The organism is Alistipes montrealensis, assembly GCF_018362775.1.
Classification (GTDB): Bacteria; Bacteroidota; Bacteroidia; order Bacteroidales; family Rikenellaceae; genus Alistipes; species Alistipes montrealensis.
The window spans coordinates 54629-73491 of sequence record NZ_JAGYXY010000007.1; the positions used below are offsets into that span (position 1 = coordinate 54629).

Annotated in this window: 9 protein-coding genes; 3 read left to right on the forward strand and 6 right to left on the reverse strand. The window is 60.7% G+C overall.

What is annotated here, in order from left to right:
* Window positions 1-37 precede the first annotated feature (37 nt).
* Complete coding sequence (locus tag KG007_RS12705; RefSeq protein ID WP_213349317.1) at window positions 38-2869, forward strand: FAD-binding and (Fe-S)-binding domain-containing protein; 2832 nt, start codon at window positions 38-40, stop codon at window positions 2867-2869.
* Between the two features lie 30 nt (window positions 2870-2899).
* Here the strand turns inward: KG007_RS12705 and KG007_RS12710 are convergent, their stop codons facing one another.
* From KG007_RS12710 to KG007_RS12725, 4 genes are all read right to left on the reverse strand, one after another.
* A complete protein-coding gene (locus KG007_RS12710; protein ID WP_213349320.1) occupies window positions 2900-3847 on the reverse strand; it encodes a hypothetical protein in 948 nt (315 codons plus the stop codon).
* 1 nt (window position 3848) lies between these two features.
* Window positions 3849-6008 (reverse strand): DUF6259 domain-containing protein, encoded by a 2160-nt coding sequence (locus KG007_RS12715; protein ID WP_213349322.1) that lies wholly within the window; start codon window positions 6006-6008, stop codon window positions 3849-3851.
* A 72-nt stretch (window positions 6009-6080) separates the two neighbouring features.
* Complete coding sequence (locus KG007_RS12720) at window positions 6081-7970, reverse strand: RagB/SusD family nutrient uptake outer membrane protein (RefSeq protein WP_213349324.1); 1890 nt, start codon at window positions 7968-7970, stop codon at window positions 6081-6083.
* 24 nt (window positions 7971-7994) lie between these two features.
* Window positions 7995-11117: a SusC/RagA family TonB-linked outer membrane protein gene (locus KG007_RS12725; RefSeq protein WP_229095513.1), complete on the reverse strand. Its 3123-nt coding sequence runs from the start codon at window positions 11115-11117 to the stop codon at window positions 7995-7997.
* 251 nt (window positions 11118-11368) lie between these two features.
* Here KG007_RS12725 and KG007_RS12730 point away from each other — a divergent pair, with 251 nt between their 5' ends.
* On the forward strand, window positions 11369-14764 hold the full coding sequence (locus KG007_RS12730; protein WP_213349327.1) for a DUF5689 domain-containing protein: 3396 nt from the start codon (window positions 11369-11371) through the stop codon (window positions 14762-14764).
* A 23-nt stretch (window positions 14765-14787) separates the two neighbouring features.
* Window positions 14788-15699: an endonuclease/exonuclease/phosphatase family protein gene (locus KG007_RS12735; protein WP_249413356.1), complete on the forward strand. Its 912-nt coding sequence runs from the start codon at window positions 14788-14790 to the stop codon at window positions 15697-15699.
* Window positions 15700-15769: 70 nt separating this feature from the next.
* On the opposite strand, the gene pflA is transcribed toward KG007_RS12735, so the two are convergent.
* Both pflA and pflB read right to left on the reverse strand, forming a co-directional pair.
* The gene (gene pflA / locus KG007_RS12740) at window positions 15770-16495 is read right to left on the reverse strand and encodes a pyruvate formate-lyase-activating protein (RefSeq protein ID WP_213349330.1); all 726 of its coding nucleotides are present in this window, start codon (window positions 16493-16495) and stop codon (window positions 15770-15772) included.
* A 94-nt stretch (window positions 16496-16589) separates the two neighbouring features.
* Window positions 16590-18821, reverse strand: coding sequence for a formate C-acetyltransferase (gene pflB, locus KG007_RS12745; RefSeq protein ID WP_213349333.1), 2232 nt, complete (start codon window positions 18819-18821; stop codon window positions 16590-16592).
* Between the last annotated feature and the right edge of the window lie 42 nt (window positions 18822-18863).

Here is an 18863-nt window from a genome sequence, read left to right on the forward strand (position 1 = left end):
TATTTGTCAGGAGAGGCCACGCCTCTCCTGTTTTTGAATGCAAAAACATATGACCAACAAACATCGCAGATTCCTGCGCGCCGTGCGCGCTTTCATACCCCGTGAGCGGGTTTATACGGACTACCTGCGCCGCCTGGCGTGGGGAACCGACGCCGGGTTTTACCGTCTTGTCCCGCAGATCGTCGTGCGCGTTGCCGACGAGCGGGAGGTCGTCCGCCTTATGCAGGCGGCGGGTGAGTCGGGCGTGCCGCTGACGTTCCGCGCCGCGGGAACGAGCCTTTCGGGGCAGGCCGTCAGCGATTCGGTGCTCGTTGTGGCGGGTAAACACTGGGAGGGTTGCGAGGTCCTCGACGGCGGCCGTGCCGTGCGGCTCCAGCCCGGCGTCGTGGGTGCACGGGTCAACGAGGTGCTCAAACCCTACGGGTATCGCTTTTCGCCCGACCCCGCTTCGATCAAAAGCGCGATGGTGGGCGGTATCGTGATGAACAACGCCTCGGGTATGAACTGCGGAACCCATGCCAACAGCGACAGGGTGCTGCTCTCGGCGCGTCTGGTGCTGGCCGACGGCACGCTGCTCGACACGGGCGACGCTGCGAGCCGCCGGGCCTTTTCGCAGAGCCACGGCGGATTCCTCCGCGCCGTCGAAGCGCTGCGCGGCCGGGTCCGCGGCAACAAGTCCCTGACGGAGCGCATTCTGCATAAATATTCGATCAAGAACGTCATGGGGCTCAACCTGCTGCCGCTGGTGCGTTTCGACGATCCGTTCGACATCATCGCCCATCTTCTGGTCGGCTCCGAGGGAACGCTGGCGTTTCTGGCCGGGGTCACGATGCGCACCGAGCGTGAATACGAATACAAGGCCAGCGCAATGGTCTATTTCAGCGACATCGGCGAGGCGAGCCGCGCCGTCGTGGAGATGCACAAATTGCAGGACGCCGCCGGGGAGCGGATCGTGCATAGCGCCGAGATGCTCGACCGCAAATCGCTGGCTTCGGTCGGCGACACGACGGGGGAGGGTCTTACGGCCGTGCTGACCGAGACCAAGGCGCACACGGCGGATGAGCTGGCCGCCAACGTGGCCCGGATCGAAGCGTTGCTGGGGCGGTTTGCACTTTATGTTCCCGCGCGGTTTACCGGCGATCCCGCCGAGCAGGCGAAGTACTGGGCCGTTCGGTCGGGTATTTTTCCCGCGGTGGGCGGCGGCCGCCGCCCCGGGACTACCTGCCTGATCGAGGATGTGGCGTTCCACATCGAAGACCTGCCCCGGGCCACCGCCGAACTGCAGGCGCTGATCGCCCGCCACGGTTACGACGACGCCTGTATCTACGGGCATGCGCTCGAAGGCAACTACCATTTCATTATCAACCAGTCGTTTTCGGATCCGGCCGAGGCGGCGCGCTACGAAGCGCTGATGGACGATGTGGTGGAACTGGTCGTCGGCAAATACGACGGCTCGCTCAAGGCCGAGCACGGCACGGGCCGCAACATGGCGCCTTTCGTGCGCCGGGAGTGGGGTGACGATGCGTTTGCGGTGATGCGGGCTGTCAAGGAGTTGTTCGACCCGGCGGGAGTGCTGAACCTCGGGGTGATTTTCAACGACGATCCCCGCTGCCACCTCTCCCACTTCAAACCCCTGCCGCTGACCGATCCGCTGGTCGACCGCTGTATCGAGTGCGGTTTCTGCGAAGTAAACTGCCTGACGTGCGGGCTGACGCTCTCGTCGCGCCAGCGCATTGTCGTGCGCCGGGAGATCGCCCGGCTGAAAGCCTCCGGCGAGGACCCGCGCCGGCTGAAGGAACTCGAACGCGGCTACCGTTACCCCGGCGAGCAGACCTGTGCCGGGGACGGGCTTTGCTCGACGAGTTGTCCGGTGGGGATCAATACAGGGGAACTGACACATGCGCTGCGCGCGCTCCGGATGCCGCCCGGCAGTGCCGGCCATGCCGCAGGGGAATTTGCAGCCCGCCATTTCGCGGGATTGAAAGACACCCTGCGCCCTGTGCTGACGATGGCCGATGCGACGCACCGGGTGCTCGGAACGCCGGCGATGACGGCCGTGGCGAAGGGGTTGCATGCGCTGGGGATACCCCGATGGCTCGCCTCGATGCCGCGGGCGTACCGCATTACCGGTGTGTTGAAAACCGCTCCGGTGCAGGAGTCCGATAAGGTCGTCTATTTCCCGAGTTGCATTAACCAGACGATGGGCCTGCCCCGCGAGACGCCGGTTGCGGAGCCGCTGGCTGAAAAAATGGCCGCCCTGCTCCGGAAAGCGGGCTATGAGGTGATTTTTCCGGAAAATATGGAGCGTCTTTGCTGCGGAACGATCTGGGAGAGCAAAGGTATGGCCGACATTGCCGACCGCAAAACGGCGGAGTTGGAGGAGGCGCTGTGGCGTGCGAGCGAAGGAGGCCGCTGGCCCGTATTGTGCGACCAGAGCCCCTGTCTGCACCGCATGCGCGAGAAGATCGGGCGCATGAAATTGTACGAGCCGGCGGAGTTTATCTGGACTTTTCTGCGGGAGCGGCTGGAGTTCCGGCCCCAGCCCGGGCCTGTTGCCGTACACGTTACCTGCTCGATGCGGCGCATGGGGCTGGCCGGGATGATCGTCTCGTTGGCGCAGTTGTGCGCCCGCGAGGTGGTTGTTCCCGAGGAGGTGGGGTGTTGCGGATTTGCCGGCGACCGCGGATTCACGCACCCCGAGGTGAACGCCTATGCCCTGCGCAAACTGCGGCCCGTCGTCGAACGCGCAGGCGTCCGTGTCGGGTATTCGAACAGCCGCACGTGTGAAATCGGGCTCACGGCCCATGCCGGCGTGCCTTATGTCTCGATCGTCTACCTGGTGGACGCCTGTACAGTGGCGAAACGATAAGAAAACCCCGGTCCGAAGACCGGGGTTTTCTTATGCCAGCAGTTCGTAGTCGATGTGCCACACGCCCGTCTCGCCGGGAAAGACCCGGAACGGGGTGTAGGGTTCGAGGCACGCAACTGTCGGGCAGACCCAGAGGACCATGTGCGACAGTTGCCCGCTGCCCGAGGCCTGGATGCCTGCTCCCGTCGCGAGGTTGCGGAGGCTGAATCCATACTCCCGGGTCGCGGGGTCTTGGCTGTGGAGGTCACCCATGAAGACCGACTCGCCCGTGCGCAGGTTGCGCCTGAAAACGACTCCGTCGGGCGTCAGCGCCACGCTGTCGTACGCCTCGCGCCACGTGCCTTCGGGCTCGAACGGGAAGTGGATCGACGTGTCGGGACCCGTGGCCATGCGGTCGAGCGTGAAGAAATTATGGTTGTAGACGTAACCCGTGAGCGGTGCGGGACCGAGGTTCTTGAGCGTGTATTCGAGCCGCAGGCCCGGGGCGTCGGTCAGTACCAGGGTTTTGCGGTAGTCGTAGCCATAGTCGTCGTTAAGCATCCGGTGGCGGAACTCGACGCGGTCGCGGCCCGCGATCAGGTCGCGGATGCCGGGATCGACGATTTCGTAGAGCCGGAACCGGTCGTAGGGCTGGTCGTAGGGCTTGCGGAGCGTGCCGACCCCGATTTTGAGGAACTCCTCTCCGGGGCGCGCCTGCTCGTAGCCGATCTGGGTGAACTCGTCGGCCGGGCCCGTGAGTCCGTCGTGCCGCAGGGGATCGTGCCGGGACTGCCATTCGGAGACGTAGCGGTGTCCCCGGCTGCGCAGGTCGCGCACGATGCCGCTCCAGTCGAAGCGTGTGCCCCGGTAGTAGCCGCATTCGGTGTCGGGCAGGCAGATCTGGGCCGAAACATGGCGGTTGGTGATGCGCAGGACGGGAAATTCCGACGCCCGGGCGCCGGAATTTCCGATCGGTGCGCCTGTTTGCAGCGCACGCATGTTATTTTGTTTTTTCGTAAACCAATACGGCAAGGTCGTACTGTCCCAGCGTTACCTCGCGGCCGTCGGCCGACACCCGGGCGTCGCCCAGCGTCGAAGACTCCACGAACCGGTAGCCCGGAACCTCGATCGCGCCCTTTGCGGCTTCGCCCTGCTGTGTCCGCGTGGCCACGATGGCCATGCCGTCACCGTTGACGTAGGCGCGGGCCTCGATGCCGGGGTTCGACAGGGCGAATCCCTCCGTGTCGCGGTAGGTTCCGGCCAGCAGCAGGTCGGCGTAGCGGCCCTTGATGGCGTTCGCTTTGGCCAGATAAGCCTGGTAGTGCGGCGTCTTGTCGATCAAATCGCGGCAGCGGTAGATTTCGATGTCGTTGCGCAGGCCCTTCAGCAGCGTGTTGTTCACACGGCGTTCGATGTCGGTGTCGTCGCGCACTTCGCGGTCGGAGATGATGATCTCGGGGAATGTGTAGCGGAACCAGTCGATAAAGCTGTTCGGTCCGGCGGTGGTCTGGTAGATGTGGATGTAGTCGCAGTACTGCGCCGTAACGTCGGTCAGCCACTCCGTGCCGAGTGCGAACTCGGGGTCGAAGCTGACGTTGCGGTCGCGGACCAGCTTCAGCACTTCGGCCTTGTCGGCGATAACGTGCATGTTGGGCACGGGAAATTCCCGGCTCAGGTCCCAGTTGGTGGCGCGTTCGCCGTATCCTAACTGGTCGTAGAAGACGCTGTTGGCGCCGTATTCGCGGGCACGGTCGGCCCAGTCGAGCAACATCTTGCGCCAGATCGGCGCGCGCGTGTCGGCCACGACGAACGTGCGGGCGTTGTAGTCGCCCAGGAACGTGCCCTGTCCCGTGAATTTATACTGCTCGAAAAGCTCGGCGCCCGTATTGTCGCGGTAGCAGATTTCCTTGCCCGGGCCGCTTTTGTAGAACTCGCTCTCGCGGTCGATCAGTTTGCCGTTGAAGTAGAGCAGGACCTTGCCGCCGTCCTTCTTGTAGTTGGCGATGGCCTTCTTCCAGCCCGCGTCGCCGCCCTGGGCGGGATCGGCGTTGTAGTGGGGATTTCCGTGGTCCATGCCCGTTTCCCACCATCCGAACGTGAAGACGGCATCGGCCCCGACGCTCTCGCCGACGCTCTTGATGCGGCCCGGCAGGTCGGTGTATTTGAAAAGCAGTTCGCCGTATTGGTGGCGGAAGATGATCCGCTGCCAACTGCGCATGTGTTTGACCCACATCGGCGCGTCGCGGTGGTCCCACCACGTGTCGGCCCAGCGGCGGTAAAGTTTCGACGTTTCGTGCCACGTGCCCGAGTAAGGGGCTATCACGTTGGCGTCGCACGTCCACGTCTCACCGGCGAAGCACTGCGGGAACTTGTAGAAACCCGATTCCAGCCGTGTGAAATTGCCTTCGGCGTCGGGGTAGAGGCGAAGCCCGTGGTTCGTGTCCTGGAACGTGGTGTCGTGGCTGCCGAAGTAGAGACCCTCCTTTTCGCCGACGTAGGCGAAGCAGTTGGAGGCCATGCAGCCGCCCGAACCGGCCGTAACGGTGCGCATGGGGTATTTGGCGTCCATCTGGCGGAACTTCTGCGCCGGGGTCTTGTAGGGCGCAGTGTTGCTGTGGCGGAAGATCATCGCTTTGGGATCGTCGTAAAGCTGGCCCCCGGTGTGGGTGAGCAGCAGTTTGTGGTCCCCGGGAAGCGGCATGCTGCCCACGAGCGGGTAGTGCAGTTCGCGGACGATCGTGTGGGGTTCGTTGTTTTCGATCGTCGACGAGAAACGCACCTGGTCGCCTTCGAGCGTGATGCCGAGCGTGAGGCGCATGTCGAGGTCGACCTCTTTGTCGATGCTGAAGTCGTTGGCCTTCAGGTGGTCGTAGGTCAGCGTGATCGTGTCGCCCTTGCGGGTGATGCGGGGCGTCTGTTCGCCGGGCAGCACCTCGATCTCTTTGGCTTTCTGTGTGTCGTAATAGAGGCGCCAGAGGTAGTCGCCCCCGGCGTAGTCCTGCCCGGTTCGGAGGTTTTTGATGCTGGTCAGGCGGCCGTTGTCGTCGACCGTGACCTGTAGTTTGTCGTTGCGGAGCGTGTTCTCTTTCGGGGCTGCCCCGGCGGCCGGGAACAGCAGGATGCCCGTGCATGCGAGCAGAAATTTCACCATTTTATTCATAGTCTCTTCGTTGTATTGCGGCACGCGCGCCGGGCGCCCGAAAAAGGGCGCCCGGCGGGCCGTACCTGCGGGTTAATAACCCGGGTTGTTTTCCTTGATGTTCTTCATCACCTGCATCGTGGTGGTCGGGATGGGCCACAGGTAGCTCTTCGGGGCTACGAACTTACACTCTGCGAGGACCTGCGCGTAAATATTGCTGTTGAAAAAGTCGGTGGCGCCTTTGGCCACGGGAGCCATGAAATCGACGCATCCGTCTTCGTCGACCTGGGGCACGGCTCCGTGGAACCACATGCCGTTGTCGATATAGGCACGCTGGAGGGTTTTGTCTTTCTTGGGCAGGCCGATCCAGGGGCGGTTGAGCACCTTTTCGGCGATGCGCCAGCGCCAGATGTCGTACAGGCGCAGGTTTTCAAAGGCGAACTCCATGCGGCGCTCGATGCGGAGGATCGAACGGAGCTTGTCCTGCGACCGCTCGGTGATGGCCGGGTAGTCGGAGGTGGCCGTCACGGCTGCTTTGTAGGCGCGGGCGCGGACCCGGTTCATGGCGTCGAGCACCGTGCCGTCGATCTCGTTCAGTTCGATCTTTGCCTCGGCGTACATCAGCAGCACGTCGGCATAGCGCAGGATGAGTTTGTCGTTCTCGGCTTCGAACGGAGCCAGCCAGTCGTCGTCGACGTGTTTCTTCAGCACGAGGCCGTTGTAGGAGGCGTATTGGTTCGAGTTCCCGGAAATCAGGTAGGAACGTGAATCGTTGTTGGTCACCATCGTTCCTTCGCGGGAGTTGTATACCTCGGTGACATCGAAATGCGGATCGAAAATCACGCCTACGTGCTGCGTGCCGAACTCGACGATGGTGTAGGTGCAGCGCGGGTCGCGGTGCTCGAACGGTTTGTGGGGATCGTAGACCGTCGATTCGTCGATGGGCTTGCCCTGGTCGTCGAGGAATGCGCAGAGGAGATACCACGAAGGCAGGCAGGTCGTACAGGTCGGAGCGCCCGACAGGCGGGGGAGTTTGGCCCTTGTGGCTCCGCCGTAGAGGTACTGGTATTTCGATTCGTTCGACAGGGCCTTCGAGCGGGGAATGTTGAAGATGCCCTCGGGCGAATGTTTCGTCGACATGCGGAACAGTTGCCCGAAATCCGAATGAAGGGTGTAAACGCCCAGTTCCATGCAGTTCCAGGCGGCGTCGCGGGCCTCCTTGAAGAGCTTCTCGGCCTCCGCGGCGTCGGCGTCGCCGAACCCGTTGTTTTCGAGTGTGTCCCATTTGCGGATCGACGCGAAATAGAGGGCGAAGCGGGCTTTCATGCCGTAGGCTGCGCCGCGCGTGGCGCGCTCGATCTCACCGCCCGTGTAGGATACGGGCAGCAGGGGAGCAACGTCGTCGAACTCCTTGAGGATGTCGGGCAGGACAGTCCACATATCGGTGCGGGCCAGCAGGTAGGCGCTTTCGCGGCCCTGTTCGGAATCCATGTCCATATCCTCGGGAACCATGACGGGGTCGCCGAAGTGGATCATGATGCGGGCGTAGAAGCAGGCGCGGTAGAAGCGGGCGTTGGCCACGATACGCTCGTAGCGGTCCTCGTCCATCACTCCTTCGAGTTTCTTGATCTCGGTGAGAATTTTGTTGCAGCGGTTGATACCCGTGTAGGTGATGTCCCACATGCGGACCGAGAGCGGGAAGTCGGAGTTTACGCCGTCGATGAGGAAACGGCCCGGGGCGCTGCGGTTCTGTCCGTCGTCCGTCAGCATATCCAGTTCGGTCTGTTCGTTGGTCCCCCATTCGTTGCGCTCCATGGGCCAGTAGGTGTGGTGGAGCAGGGCGTTGAGGTTCAGCTCGAACTGCTCGGCCGTCTGATACCAGGAGCCGCTGGCTGCCTTGTCGTTGGGCGAAAGGTCCAGGTCGCTGCACGAAACCACAAGGCTTCCGGCCAGGGCGAATAATGCGATTTTAATGGTTTTCATATCTTTTCGTTCTTTGATACGACGTTAGAATTTAAGCTGTGCGGAGAAGAGTACCGATTTGGTGATGGGGTAGCCGGTAGTGCCGACCTCGGGGTCCCAGCCTTCGGGAAAGTGGCTGTGGGTGAAGAAGTCGGTGAGCGTCGCGGAGAGGCGCAGGCTCTTGACGTGGATTTTGCTCATCCATTTCTGGGGCAGGGTATAGCCCAGCGAGATGTTCTTCACGCGGAAGTACGAGCCGTCGAAGAGCCAGTAGTCGGAGATGGCGTAGTTGTTATTCGCGCTGTTCCACGAATAACGCGGGTATTTGGCGCGCTGGTTCTGTTCGATGGTGTTTTTACGGCTCCAGGAGTTCCCCCCCCCGATATAAGTCGCAAAGTTATACCACTGCGAGCGAAGCGGCTGGACCATCTCGTCCGTCAGGTAGGAGTTGCGCTTGCCGACGCCCTGGAACGTGAGGTTGAAGTCGATGCCGCGCCAGGCCAGGTCGATCGAACCGCCGTAGTTGAAGTGCGGGAGGGACGAGGCGAGCACCCGGCGGTCGTAGTTCGTCGTGATGAGCGGATTGTCCGGGTCGCCGTCGCCGAAGTTCCGGTAACGGATGTCGCCCGGAGAGACGTATTCACCCAAGGTTGCCGAATTCCTCACCTCTTCGGAACTCTGGTACAGTCCTTCGTTGACGTAGCCGTACCACGAATTGTATTCGACCCCTTCGCGGATGATCTTGCCGCCCGAGATAACCTCCTTGTTACCGATGTAGCCCATCTTCGAAACGTCGTCCGAAAGGTTGAACGAGAGCCCGTAGCTGAAGTCGCCGATGTGGTCCCTCCAGCCGAGGGTGATCTCCCAGCCTTTGGTGTTCATGTCGCCGATGTTGTCATAGGGGTCCGAAAGTCCCATGATCGGGGCGATGGGGACTTGCAGGAGCATGTCGCGCGTCTTCTTGTAGTACCAGTCGGCCGTGACCGACAGGCGGTTGCGGAGCATCGAGAGGTCTACGCCTATATCGATGGTCGAGGTGGTCTCCCACGTGATGTCGGTAACGACGGCGGCGGCCTGCGCGTAACCCGACAGGGCCGTCAGCGTCGAGCCGTTGTAACCCACCACGTTGTTGTTGGCCAGCACGGCCTGGTAGGGATAGTAGCCCTTGATGCGCTCGTTGCCCAGTTCGCCGTAGGAGAGGCGCAGTTTACCGTGGTCGAGGACCTTGCGGGCGCCTTCCATGAATTTCTCCTCGGTGAAGACCCAGCCGGCCGACGCCGAGAGGAACGTACCCCAGCGGCAGTCGGGTGCGAAACGCGAGGAGCCGTCGCGGCGGATATTGCCCTGGATGTAGTATTTAGACCTGTAATTGTACATCAGTCGGGCGAAATAAGAGCGGCGTGCCAGCTCGTTGACATCCTTCGATTTGGCCGTAGTGCCGTCGGAGTTGCCGGCGTCCAGGTCGGGGATCAGCGAGTGGGAGAACGACGTATTCCCGGCCAGGATCGTTCCCTCCTGATACCAGTAGTTCTCGTAGCCGATCATGGCGCTGAGGTTGTGGTCCTGTCCGAAGGTGTGCTGGTAGTTGGCGTAGAACTGCGTGGTGTGGGCGAACGTGTCGCCGCGGCTCTCTTCGATCTCCGTGGTCAGGGCGTCGCTGATGTATTTCGAACTGGTGTCGCTCGCTTCCTGATAGCTGAAATAGGAGGTCTGGCGCTGGAAATCCTTGATTTTGGTGTAGGAAAACTGGGGCGAGAAGATACCCGTGACGGTCAGCCCCTTGACAGGAGTGATGTCCAACTGGAACTTGGCATTGGCCAGGTACTTGTCGGTGTCCTTCTCGCCGCCCGACATCAGGGCTGCATACTTGTTGACGCCGTCCTTGCCCGGGGCGTAGCGTCCGTCGCTCCAGACAGCCTGGTAGATGGGCGGAATGTAGCGCATGATGCTCGAGGGCGAAGCGTGGGGATTGACCTGGTCGGTGTAACGCAGCGAGATGTCGGCCGAAGCCTTCATCCACTTGAACACCTGCATGTCGTTGTTCAGACGGGCTGTGTAACGCTTCCACGAGAGGTTCTTGCGGAACAGGCCGTCGACATCGTCGAAACCCAGACTCAGCACCGAGCTGCGTTTGTCGCCGCCCGACTGGATTGTCAGGCTGTGCGAATGACGCACGCCCACGTCTTTGAGCATCAGGTCCATCCAGTTTACATTGGCGTAGATGTCCGGATTCTCGCGGTTGAGCAGCGTGTAGTTCTCGATATAATCGCGGGAGTACTCCTGATACCAGCCTCCGGAAGGCATGTCGTTGTAGCGCAGTTCGTTGATCGCCGTCATGTAGTCGTTGGCGTTCATGTACTTGGGCTTTTGGGACTGAAAGTCGAGGCCGAGCGAATAATTATAGGTGACGCTCGCGCCCGATTTGCCGGCACGCTTGGTGGTGATGAGGATGACGCCCGCCGCTGCCTGCGATCCGTAGATCGACGCCGACGCCGCGTCCTTCAGCACCGTGATGTTCTCGATGTCGTTGGGGTTGACATCGTCGATCGAACCGGCAACGCCGTCGATCAGCACGTAGGGGTCGGATGCGCCTTCGGTCATCGACGTGATGCCGCGGATGCGGATCGTGGCCGAGCCGCCCGGCGCGGAGTTGGTCCGGGTGACCGTTACGCCCGGCATCGCGCCCTGGAGGGCCTGCGAGATGGTCGGGGTCTGCCGGTTGAGGATCGCTTCGCCGCCGACCGTCGAAAGTGCGCCCGTAAGGTCTTTTTTCCGGACTGTACCATATCCTACGACGACCACTTCATCCATTGCGGTACTCTCTTCCTGGAGCACGACCTCGAAGGTGGTTCGGTTGCCGATAGGGATTGTCTGGGATGTATAGCCCAGGTAGGAGATAACGATCGATGCGTCTGCGGCGGGCTTTTTAGCCATGCGCAGGGAGAAGTTGCCCTGGGCGTCGGTTGTCGCGCCCAGTTGGGTCCCCGAGACGATAACGGTGGCGCCGGGAACCGGCTCCCCTTTCTCGGTCTTTACGCTTCCCTGGAGGGTGAAGTTCTGGGCCGAAGCGTACGATGGCGAAAAAACGATCGCTGCCAGAAGCGCACAGAAAGCCATGATCATCCGAAAATCACACTTTCTTTGAAATTCATCGTAACTTTTTTTCATCTTTTTAGAATTAGTAGTATATTTGCGCAGTACACCACACCACACAACAGATAGGATGAACGGATTAGTGTGGTTTGGTGTGGTACAAAAATAGATGTAATATTTGATATTCCAAAGAAAAGCGGATTTTTTTTGAATTTTTTCATTGAATATCATGAAAATGTAACATGTACCACCGAGCCGGGGCCGGGAATGATCCCGTACTTCGGACCGGATTGTTGAAACCCAAAATGAACCTTTATCTCACAGCTATGAAAAAGTATTTGTTATGGATATGCACGGCAGCGGCTTTGCTGGCTGCCGGGACTTCCTGTTCCGACGACCCGGAAGTCGACAGCGTCGGCCGGGTGGGCATTCAGCAGGAGAACCTGACCGCTGACGGAGCGGGCGAGGATGTAACCCTCAATGTGACCAGCAACGCCTATTGGCGCATCAACTTTACCGATCCCGCGACCGGCGAGTCGATCCGTTGGGTCACGGCCAGCGAGACCAGCGGCATGGGTAATACCGCCGTGACGCTCAAAGTCGCGCGCAACCGTTCGACCAGCGGGCGTACTACCTATGTTAATGTAATCACCGAATCGGAGTCCTCCGCGGCTTCGATCCTGCTGTCGCAGGGCGCCGGCACGATCGGCGGCGGCGACGGCTACGACTTCCCGATTTCCCAGACGTTCAGTATCGATGCCAACCTCGCGTTGGACAATGCCTTTATCGAGGGAGCCGCCTGCTACTTCGACGACGGCATGATCCTGCGCCGGACGGGCACTCCGACCGTGATGGAGTTCAGCACCAAGACCCACACCAATCCTACGACGAACTGGTATTTCCAGCGGGGCGTTGTCCTCGGGGAGTGGGAGACAGGCGATGCCCTCCAACTCGAAATTCCGGTGAAGGACGAACTGTCGGGCGACCTGCGTTACTCCTACGGCAGCCGCCGCGACGGAACCCAGAGTGCCGGACATGCGTGGGCCTTCGAGTGGAGCGCCGACGGTGAGAACTGGACGGCGTTCGACGGGGCCAGCTCCGGCGGAGCTTCGGACGCCACCTGGAAGACGATCGACTTCACTATTCCGGCGGGCAAGAAAATTCCGGCCGGCGGCAAACTTTGGATTCGCCACCGCTGCACCGACGGCTCCAAGGCGAGCACCTCGGCATCGAACAGGACCGTGGCTTACCAGAGTGCGTTCTGCGTCACGAAGGCCAAGGCCGAACCGACCGCAGTGCCGGACATGAATGACGAAACGGTGGTCTTCTCGACCGGTTTCGACGATGTGATCGACGCCAAAGCCGCCTATATCGACATCCCGCTCGACTTCATGTCGTCGTGGAACGACGGAACCTATGCGCTCCCGCGTGAACAGTCCGGTATCGTGAACGTGGTCTCCTGCTGGACCCGTCCCGGCTTCCTGCAGGTGGGCCGCGGCGATGAGGCGCTCGTCACCCGTTATACGCAGGGGGCCTACACGATCAAACTGGCGTCGCGTTTCGAGACGATGCGCATTTCGAAGAGCGATCTTAAACTCACGTTCCTCGCTTCGGCGATGGTCGACGCCTATGGCGTGCCGACCGATCCCGGTGTGGTCGTGAAGGCCGACGCCGTGAGCGGCGCGACGGTTGAAGGCGGCACGCTCGAGGGTGTGGCCAACAACGAGTTCAAGCCCTTCACGGTATATGTTCGCAATGCGACGCCCGAGACGGAGATCACCATCACTTCCGCCGACATGGCTTCCAGCACGGATGACGTGCGCTTCTTCCTCGACGATATCGTGCTCGAGGTCGAGGGCGAGCCGCAGCGTCCGAGCGCCGACGATCCCGTGAAGACCGATGTTTCGGTCGTTCGCGGCATGAAGGGCGCCGGAACGGTGACGATCAGCGACAACTATTATATACAGGCCCGCGTGGTGGCTGTGGACAACGTTCCGGCCGACTGTTTCGCTGTGCAGGATGCCGATGCCGGTATCTTCGTCAAGCTGGCGAACCACGGTTTCGCAGCAGGCGACCAGGTCGAGGTAGTCGTGAAAGACGCCCAGCTTGCAACCGATGCCGACGGATTGCTGGTGGTGACTCCGAAGGCCGCCGACAAGGTGACCAAGACCGCTGCTCCTTCCGAAATCCCCGCTTACAAAGCGGTTTCGGTGGCCGAGCTGACTGCCGGGGCCTGTGAGGCGATGCTCGTCGCGCTGCCCGAATCGCAGGTGGTCGATGCCGACCTGGCGAAGACCATGGGCGGGAGCGTCTCGCTCGAACTGGAAGACCATACCGCCTATACGATGAAGACCTATGCTTCGGCGTCGTTCGCTTCGGTGGCCGTTCCGCAGAAGCGCGGCGCGGTGAAGGGCCTTGCCGGAGCTTCGTTCCTGCTGCCGACCTCCGTCGGGGACCTCGCAGCCATGACCGGAACCCGCTTCGGGCAGGCGGTCTATGCCATCACGCCGATCGACGGACACATCCGCCTGCTGGGAGAGCCGCAGAAGTACACCTATGCAAACGTAACCTACGCCGACAAGGTACTGACCTATGCCGATGGAAATACGATCACCAAGACCGGCGGCGGTACTGCGGCCAGTTGTGCGCTGAATGCATACACTTCGGGCACGAAACTCTCCGATTACATGTATGACGCCCGCTATTATATCGGAGGATGGGGCGGAGATAACTGGCAGGATAACGGGCTGGTGTTCAAAATGAAGGCGACCTCCCGCCTGGTGGGTAACCTGCGTTTCGGATTCAGCCTGTTCGGAGCCGCCGGTTCGGATTTGCCCAAGAACTGGAAAGTCGTGTGGAGCAACGACAATATCAACTGGAACGAAGGAGCGCAGATTCTCAATTTCAAGACCGATGTGACCTCGGCTCCCGAGCAGCTCGAAACATCCTTTGAACTTACCGGAAGTGCGAATGCGGGCGGTTACAAGCTGGCGATATTCAATATTCCGGAAAGCAAGGCCGTGGCCGAGGGCTCGTATCTCTATGTCAAAGTTTGCCAGGCCGACAACGTGTCGTTGTCCGGAAATCCGGTCGATCCGGCCAAGCAGGTGATCTTCATCAACGGATTCTTCCTGACGACACACGAAAAACGCGCCTACCATACTTCGAACCTGCCTTCCGGTGAGAACGTGCTGTTGACCGAAGGATTCGACGACGCTTTCTGGGGACCCGACTATTTCATTCCCTCCTGGCAGTACTTCGTCAGCCATAAGATCGCTTACACGATGCCTGAGAATTGGACGAAGACCGGCTATGTTTTCGAACTGCCCGGTTATATCCGGCTGGGTAACAGCGGAACGGATGCGACCAGCAGTGTCACCACTCCCGCGTTGGAGGCGTTGGGCGATACGCCTGCCAATATCACGGTCAGCTTTAAGGCAGCTACGCTGCTGGTGGGGGCGAAGGGTTATACGCCCGATAACCTGACGATCGGTGTGAGTGCATCGGCCGGTACGGTCGGGTCGGAGAATTATTTCCCGTCGTCGCTTACCGGAGCTGCCGTTTCTCCCGTCGATGCCGCCACGGCCGACAAGATGGATGCCGAATATATCCGCTGGTACGATTGCTCGGTCAAGGTGTCGGGTGCGACCAAGGATACGAAGATCACGTTCTCGTGTACCGGCCGTCACTTCTTCGACGACATCGTGATTACCAAGGACTAACTTAAACAACTATAAAAAAAGCTATGAAAACACTGAAGTATCTGCTTTGTGGAATTACAATGTGCGCCCTGGCGTGCTCGTCGAATAAGGATGAGGGAGAAGGACCCGGCGGAGGCGCGTCGAACACGTTGAAAGTGATGTCGTTCAATGTCCGTTACAACAGTGCCGGCGACGAGGGCGATACGAACTGGGACGTACGCAAGGCGGCCGTCGTGAAGATGATCAACACCGTTCAGCCCGATGTGGTCGGCCTTCAGGAACCGCGCACGGCGCAGCGGACCTACCTGAAGACCAACCTTCCGAACTATGCCTACATGGAGGTTCCGGGAACGGGCGACGGAAAGGGCGGCAACACCTGCCTGATTTATCGTCAGGACCGCTTCACGCTGGTGGACAACGGCTATTTTTTCCTCAGCCCGACGCCCGACGAGCCCTCCCGCTGCTGGGACGTGGGCGATACGCAATGGCGGACTTCAGTCTGGGTTCACCTGAAAGAGAAGGAGACCGGCAAGGAGTTCTGGTTTCTCTCGACGCACATGCCCGTGCGGACCAACTCCACCTATCCCAACGAACCGTACATCCAGGCGCGTGTCAACAGTGCGAATCTCAATGTCGAGCGGATGAAGAAGCTTGCGGGCGATTCGGGAATGTGCTTCATCGTCGGCGACATGAACTGCGCGGAGGCCAACGACGATGGTAAGAAGGCGCTGAAGCCTTACCGGGACTGGATGAAAGTGGGCCGCGACATCGCTCCTGCGGGAGATGCTTACAGTTTCAATAACTTCGGTTCGGGAACACCGTCTGCGACCCGGAACCTCGACCACATCTTCTACCGCAATACGAAGATGGCCATGTCGTTCCGCACGCTGACCGACAATTACGGCGTGACGTATGTTTCCGACCACTACCCGATCCTGCTGACGGTGCTGTTCTGACCCGAAGCATATAGAAGAGAAACGCCCCGGATGTCGACATCCGGGGCGTTTCCGTGTTTTCGGGGCGGGGTCAGTTGACTACCACCGTCGGGAAGTATTCCCGCAGCAGGGCCGCCGCGCGGTCGAGCTGTTCGGGCGTGTTTTCCCGTACGTCGCGGAGCTTGTATTCCAGGCCCATCGCCTCGTATTTGTGGACCCCGAGGGTGTGGTAGGGGAGCAGTTCGACCCGTTCGACGGACTTATAACCCCCGAGGCGTTCGCCCAGCGTGCGGATGTCCGCTTCGGCGTCGCTGTAACCCGGAACCAGTACGTAACGCAGCCAGAACGGTTTCCCGTGGGTTTCGAGCCATTCGGCGGTACGGAGCGTCTGGGCGTTTTCCCGTCCGGTGAGGGCGCGGTGGCGCTCCGGGTCGGCCTGCTTGATATCGAGCAGTACCAGGTCGGCCAGCCCTAACAGTTCTTCGACTGCCGGATTCCACACGCCGCCGTTGGTGTCGATGCAGACGTGGATGCCGGCCTCTTTCAGCGCCTTGACCAGCGGCACGAGTTCCGCGGCCTGGAAGGTGGGCTCGCCGCCCGAGAAGGTCACGCCGCCGCGCCTTCCGAAGAAGGGCTTCTGGTCGACGGCCATGCGCAGGATTTCGGCGGGGTCGGTCAACTTGCCTTCCCCGGCCTCGATCGTGTCGGGATTGGCGCAGTAGAGGCAGCGGAAATTGCAGCCTTGCAGGAAAACGACGAGCCGGAGTCCCGGCCCGTCGAATGTTCCCATGGATTCGTAAGAATGCACGCGAATCATGATTGTTCCTTGTTTTTGAATAAGGGGTTTCGGGCGCAAACAGGATTCCGGTATGCGAATCCGGCCCCGCCCCTAAAAGCGGCTCCTTAAACCGTTACATGCGTTCGTGGAAACTGCGGCTGATGACTTCCAACTGGTGCTCGCGGCTCAGCTTCGTGAAGTTTACAGCGTAGCCCGACACGCGGATCGTCAACTGCGGATAGTTCTCGGGGTGCACCATGGCGTCCTCCAGCATCTCGCGGTTGAGCACGTTGACGTTCAGGTGGTGGGCGCCTTTGGTGAAGTAACCGTCGAGCATCGTCACGAGGTTCTCGACACGGTCTTCAGCCGTCGGGCCGAGCGATTTGGGCACGATCGAGAAGGTGTTCGAAACGCCGTCCTGCGCGTCGCGGTAGCGCATCTTGGCCACCGAGGCGAGCGAAGCGATGGCGCCGCTCTTGTCGCGTCCGTGCATCGGGTTGGCTCCCGGGGCGAAGGCCACGCCCTTGAGGCGTCCGTCGGGCGTTGCGCCGGTCTTCTTGCCGTACATCACGTTCGACGTGATCGTGAGCAGCGACAGCGTCGGGCGGGCGCCTTTGTAGACGGGCAGTTTCTTGAGTTCCTCGCTGAAGTAGTAGACGAGGTCGACGCCCAGGTGGTCGACGCGGTCGTCGTTGTTGCCGTAGCAGGGGAATTCACCGTCGATGTCGAATCCTTCGGTGAGTCCTTCGGCGTTGCGGCGGGCGGTCACCTTGGCATATTTGATGGCCGACAGCGAGTCGAGGGCGATCGAAAGGCCGGCCACGCCATAGGCGAGGTTGATGCGGGGATCGGTGTCGACGAATGCCATCTGGGTCTTCTCGTAATAGTATTTGTCGTGCATGTAGTGGATGATGTTCATCGCCTCGTTGTAGATGCGGGCGATCTCCGTGAGCACCATCTTGTAGTTGCGCATCACCTCCTCGAAGCGCAGCGGACCCTCCGAAAGGGCCGGAATGCCTTTGACCATCAGCGTGCCGGTGTTCTCGCAGCGGCCGCCGTTGATAGCCAGCAGCAGGGCCTTGGCCAGGTTGGTCCGGGCGCCGAAGAACTGAATCTGGCGGCCGATGTCCTGGTAGGATACGCAGCAGGCGATGCCGTAGTCGTCCGAGTGGCGGACTTCGCGCATCAGGTCGTCGTTCTCATACTGGATCGAGCTGGTGTCGGCGGAAACCTTGGCGCAGAAGTCCTTGAATCCCTCGGGCAGTTCGGGGCTCCAGAGTACCGTGAGGTTCGGCTCGGGCGAAGGGCCGAGGTTATAGAGCGTCTGCAGGAAACGGAACGAGGTCTTCGTAACCTTCGTGCGGCCGTCGTTGAAACGTCCTCCGAGGGCTTCGGTCACCCACGTCGGGTCGCCGGCGAAGATGTCGTTGTAGGACTGCATCCTGAGGTGGCGCACCATACGCAGTTTGATGACGAACTGGTCGATCAGCTCCTGGGCGAAGGTTTCGTCGATCACCCCGTGCGAGAGATCGTATTCGATGAAGATGTCGAGGAACGACGATACGTTACCCAGCGACATGGCGGCTCCGTCCTGCTCCTTGACAGCGGCCAGGTAAGCCATATAGACCCACTGCACGGCCTCCTGCGCCGAATGCGCCGGGCGGCTGAGGTCCAGGCCGTAGTATTCGCCCATCGTGCGGATGTCCTTCAGGGCCTTGATCTGCTCGGCGACCTCTTCGCGCAGGCGGATGCGGTCGTCGGTCATCGGGCCGGTGAGGTTGCGCAGGTCTTCGGTCTTGGCCTCGATCAGGCGGTCGGTTCCGTAGAGGGCCAGGCGGCGGTAGTCGCCGATGATGCGGCCGCGGGCGTAGTTGTCCGGAAGACCCGTCAGGAAGCCCAGCGAGCGGAACGAGCGGATCTCCTCGGTGTAAACGTCGAACACGCCGTCGTTATGCGTCTTGCGGTAGTGGGTGAAGATATCCTTTACCTTTTCGTCGACCTCCACGCCGTTCTCCTTGCAGGCGCGCGATACGACGTTGATGCCGCCGAAGGGCTTGATGGCGCGCTTGAGCAGTTCGTCGGTCTGCAGGCCCACGATCAGTTCGTTTTCACGGTCGATGTAACCGGCTTTGTGCGAGGTAATGGTCGAAACGGTCTTGTTGTCCAGCGAACGGACGCCGTTATTCTGACGCTCCTCTTCGAGGGCCTTCAGGCAGAGGTTCCAGATGTGTTTCGTACGTTCGGTCGGTCCTGCGAGGAACGATGCGTCGCCCAGGTAAGGGGTGATGTTGGTCTGTACGAAGCTCGTCACGTTGATCTCTTTGCTCCAAAGCCCGTCGATGAAGAAGGTTTTGTTCAGTTCCATAAATGATGATATTGTTCGTTTTGCGATTATAATTGTCCTATT

Coding starts and splice junctions, on each gene's coding strand:
- KG007_RS12730 (WP_213349327.1), top strand. CDS start 11,369: ATGAAAAAGTATTTGTTATGGATATGCACGGCAGCGGCTTTGCTGGCT.
- pflB (WP_213349333.1), bottom strand. CDS start 18,821: ATGGAACTGAACAAAACCTTCTTCATCGACGGGCTTTGGAGCAAAGAG.
- KG007_RS12735 (WP_249413356.1), top strand. CDS start 14,788: ATGAAAACACTGAAGTATCTGCTTTGTGGAATTACAATGTGCGCCCTG.
- KG007_RS12715 (WP_213349322.1), bottom strand. CDS start 6,008: ATGAATAAAATGGTGAAATTTCTGCTCGCATGCACGGGCATCCTGCTG.
- KG007_RS12705 (WP_213349317.1), top strand. CDS start 38: ATGCAAAAACATATGACCAACAAACATCGCAGATTCCTGCGCGCCGTG.
- pflA (WP_213349330.1), bottom strand. CDS start 16,495: ATGATTCGCGTGCATTCTTACGAATCCATGGGAACATTCGACGGGCCG.
- KG007_RS12725 (WP_229095513.1), bottom strand. CDS start 11,117: ATGAAAAAAAGTTACGATGAATTTCAAAGAAAGTGTGATTTTCGGATG.
- KG007_RS12710 (WP_213349320.1), bottom strand. CDS start 3,847: ATGCGTGCGCTGCAAACAGGCGCACCGATCGGAAATTCCGGCGCCCGG.
- KG007_RS12720 (WP_213349324.1), bottom strand. CDS start 7,970: ATGAAAACCATTAAAATCGCATTATTCGCCCTGGCCGGAAGCCTTGTG.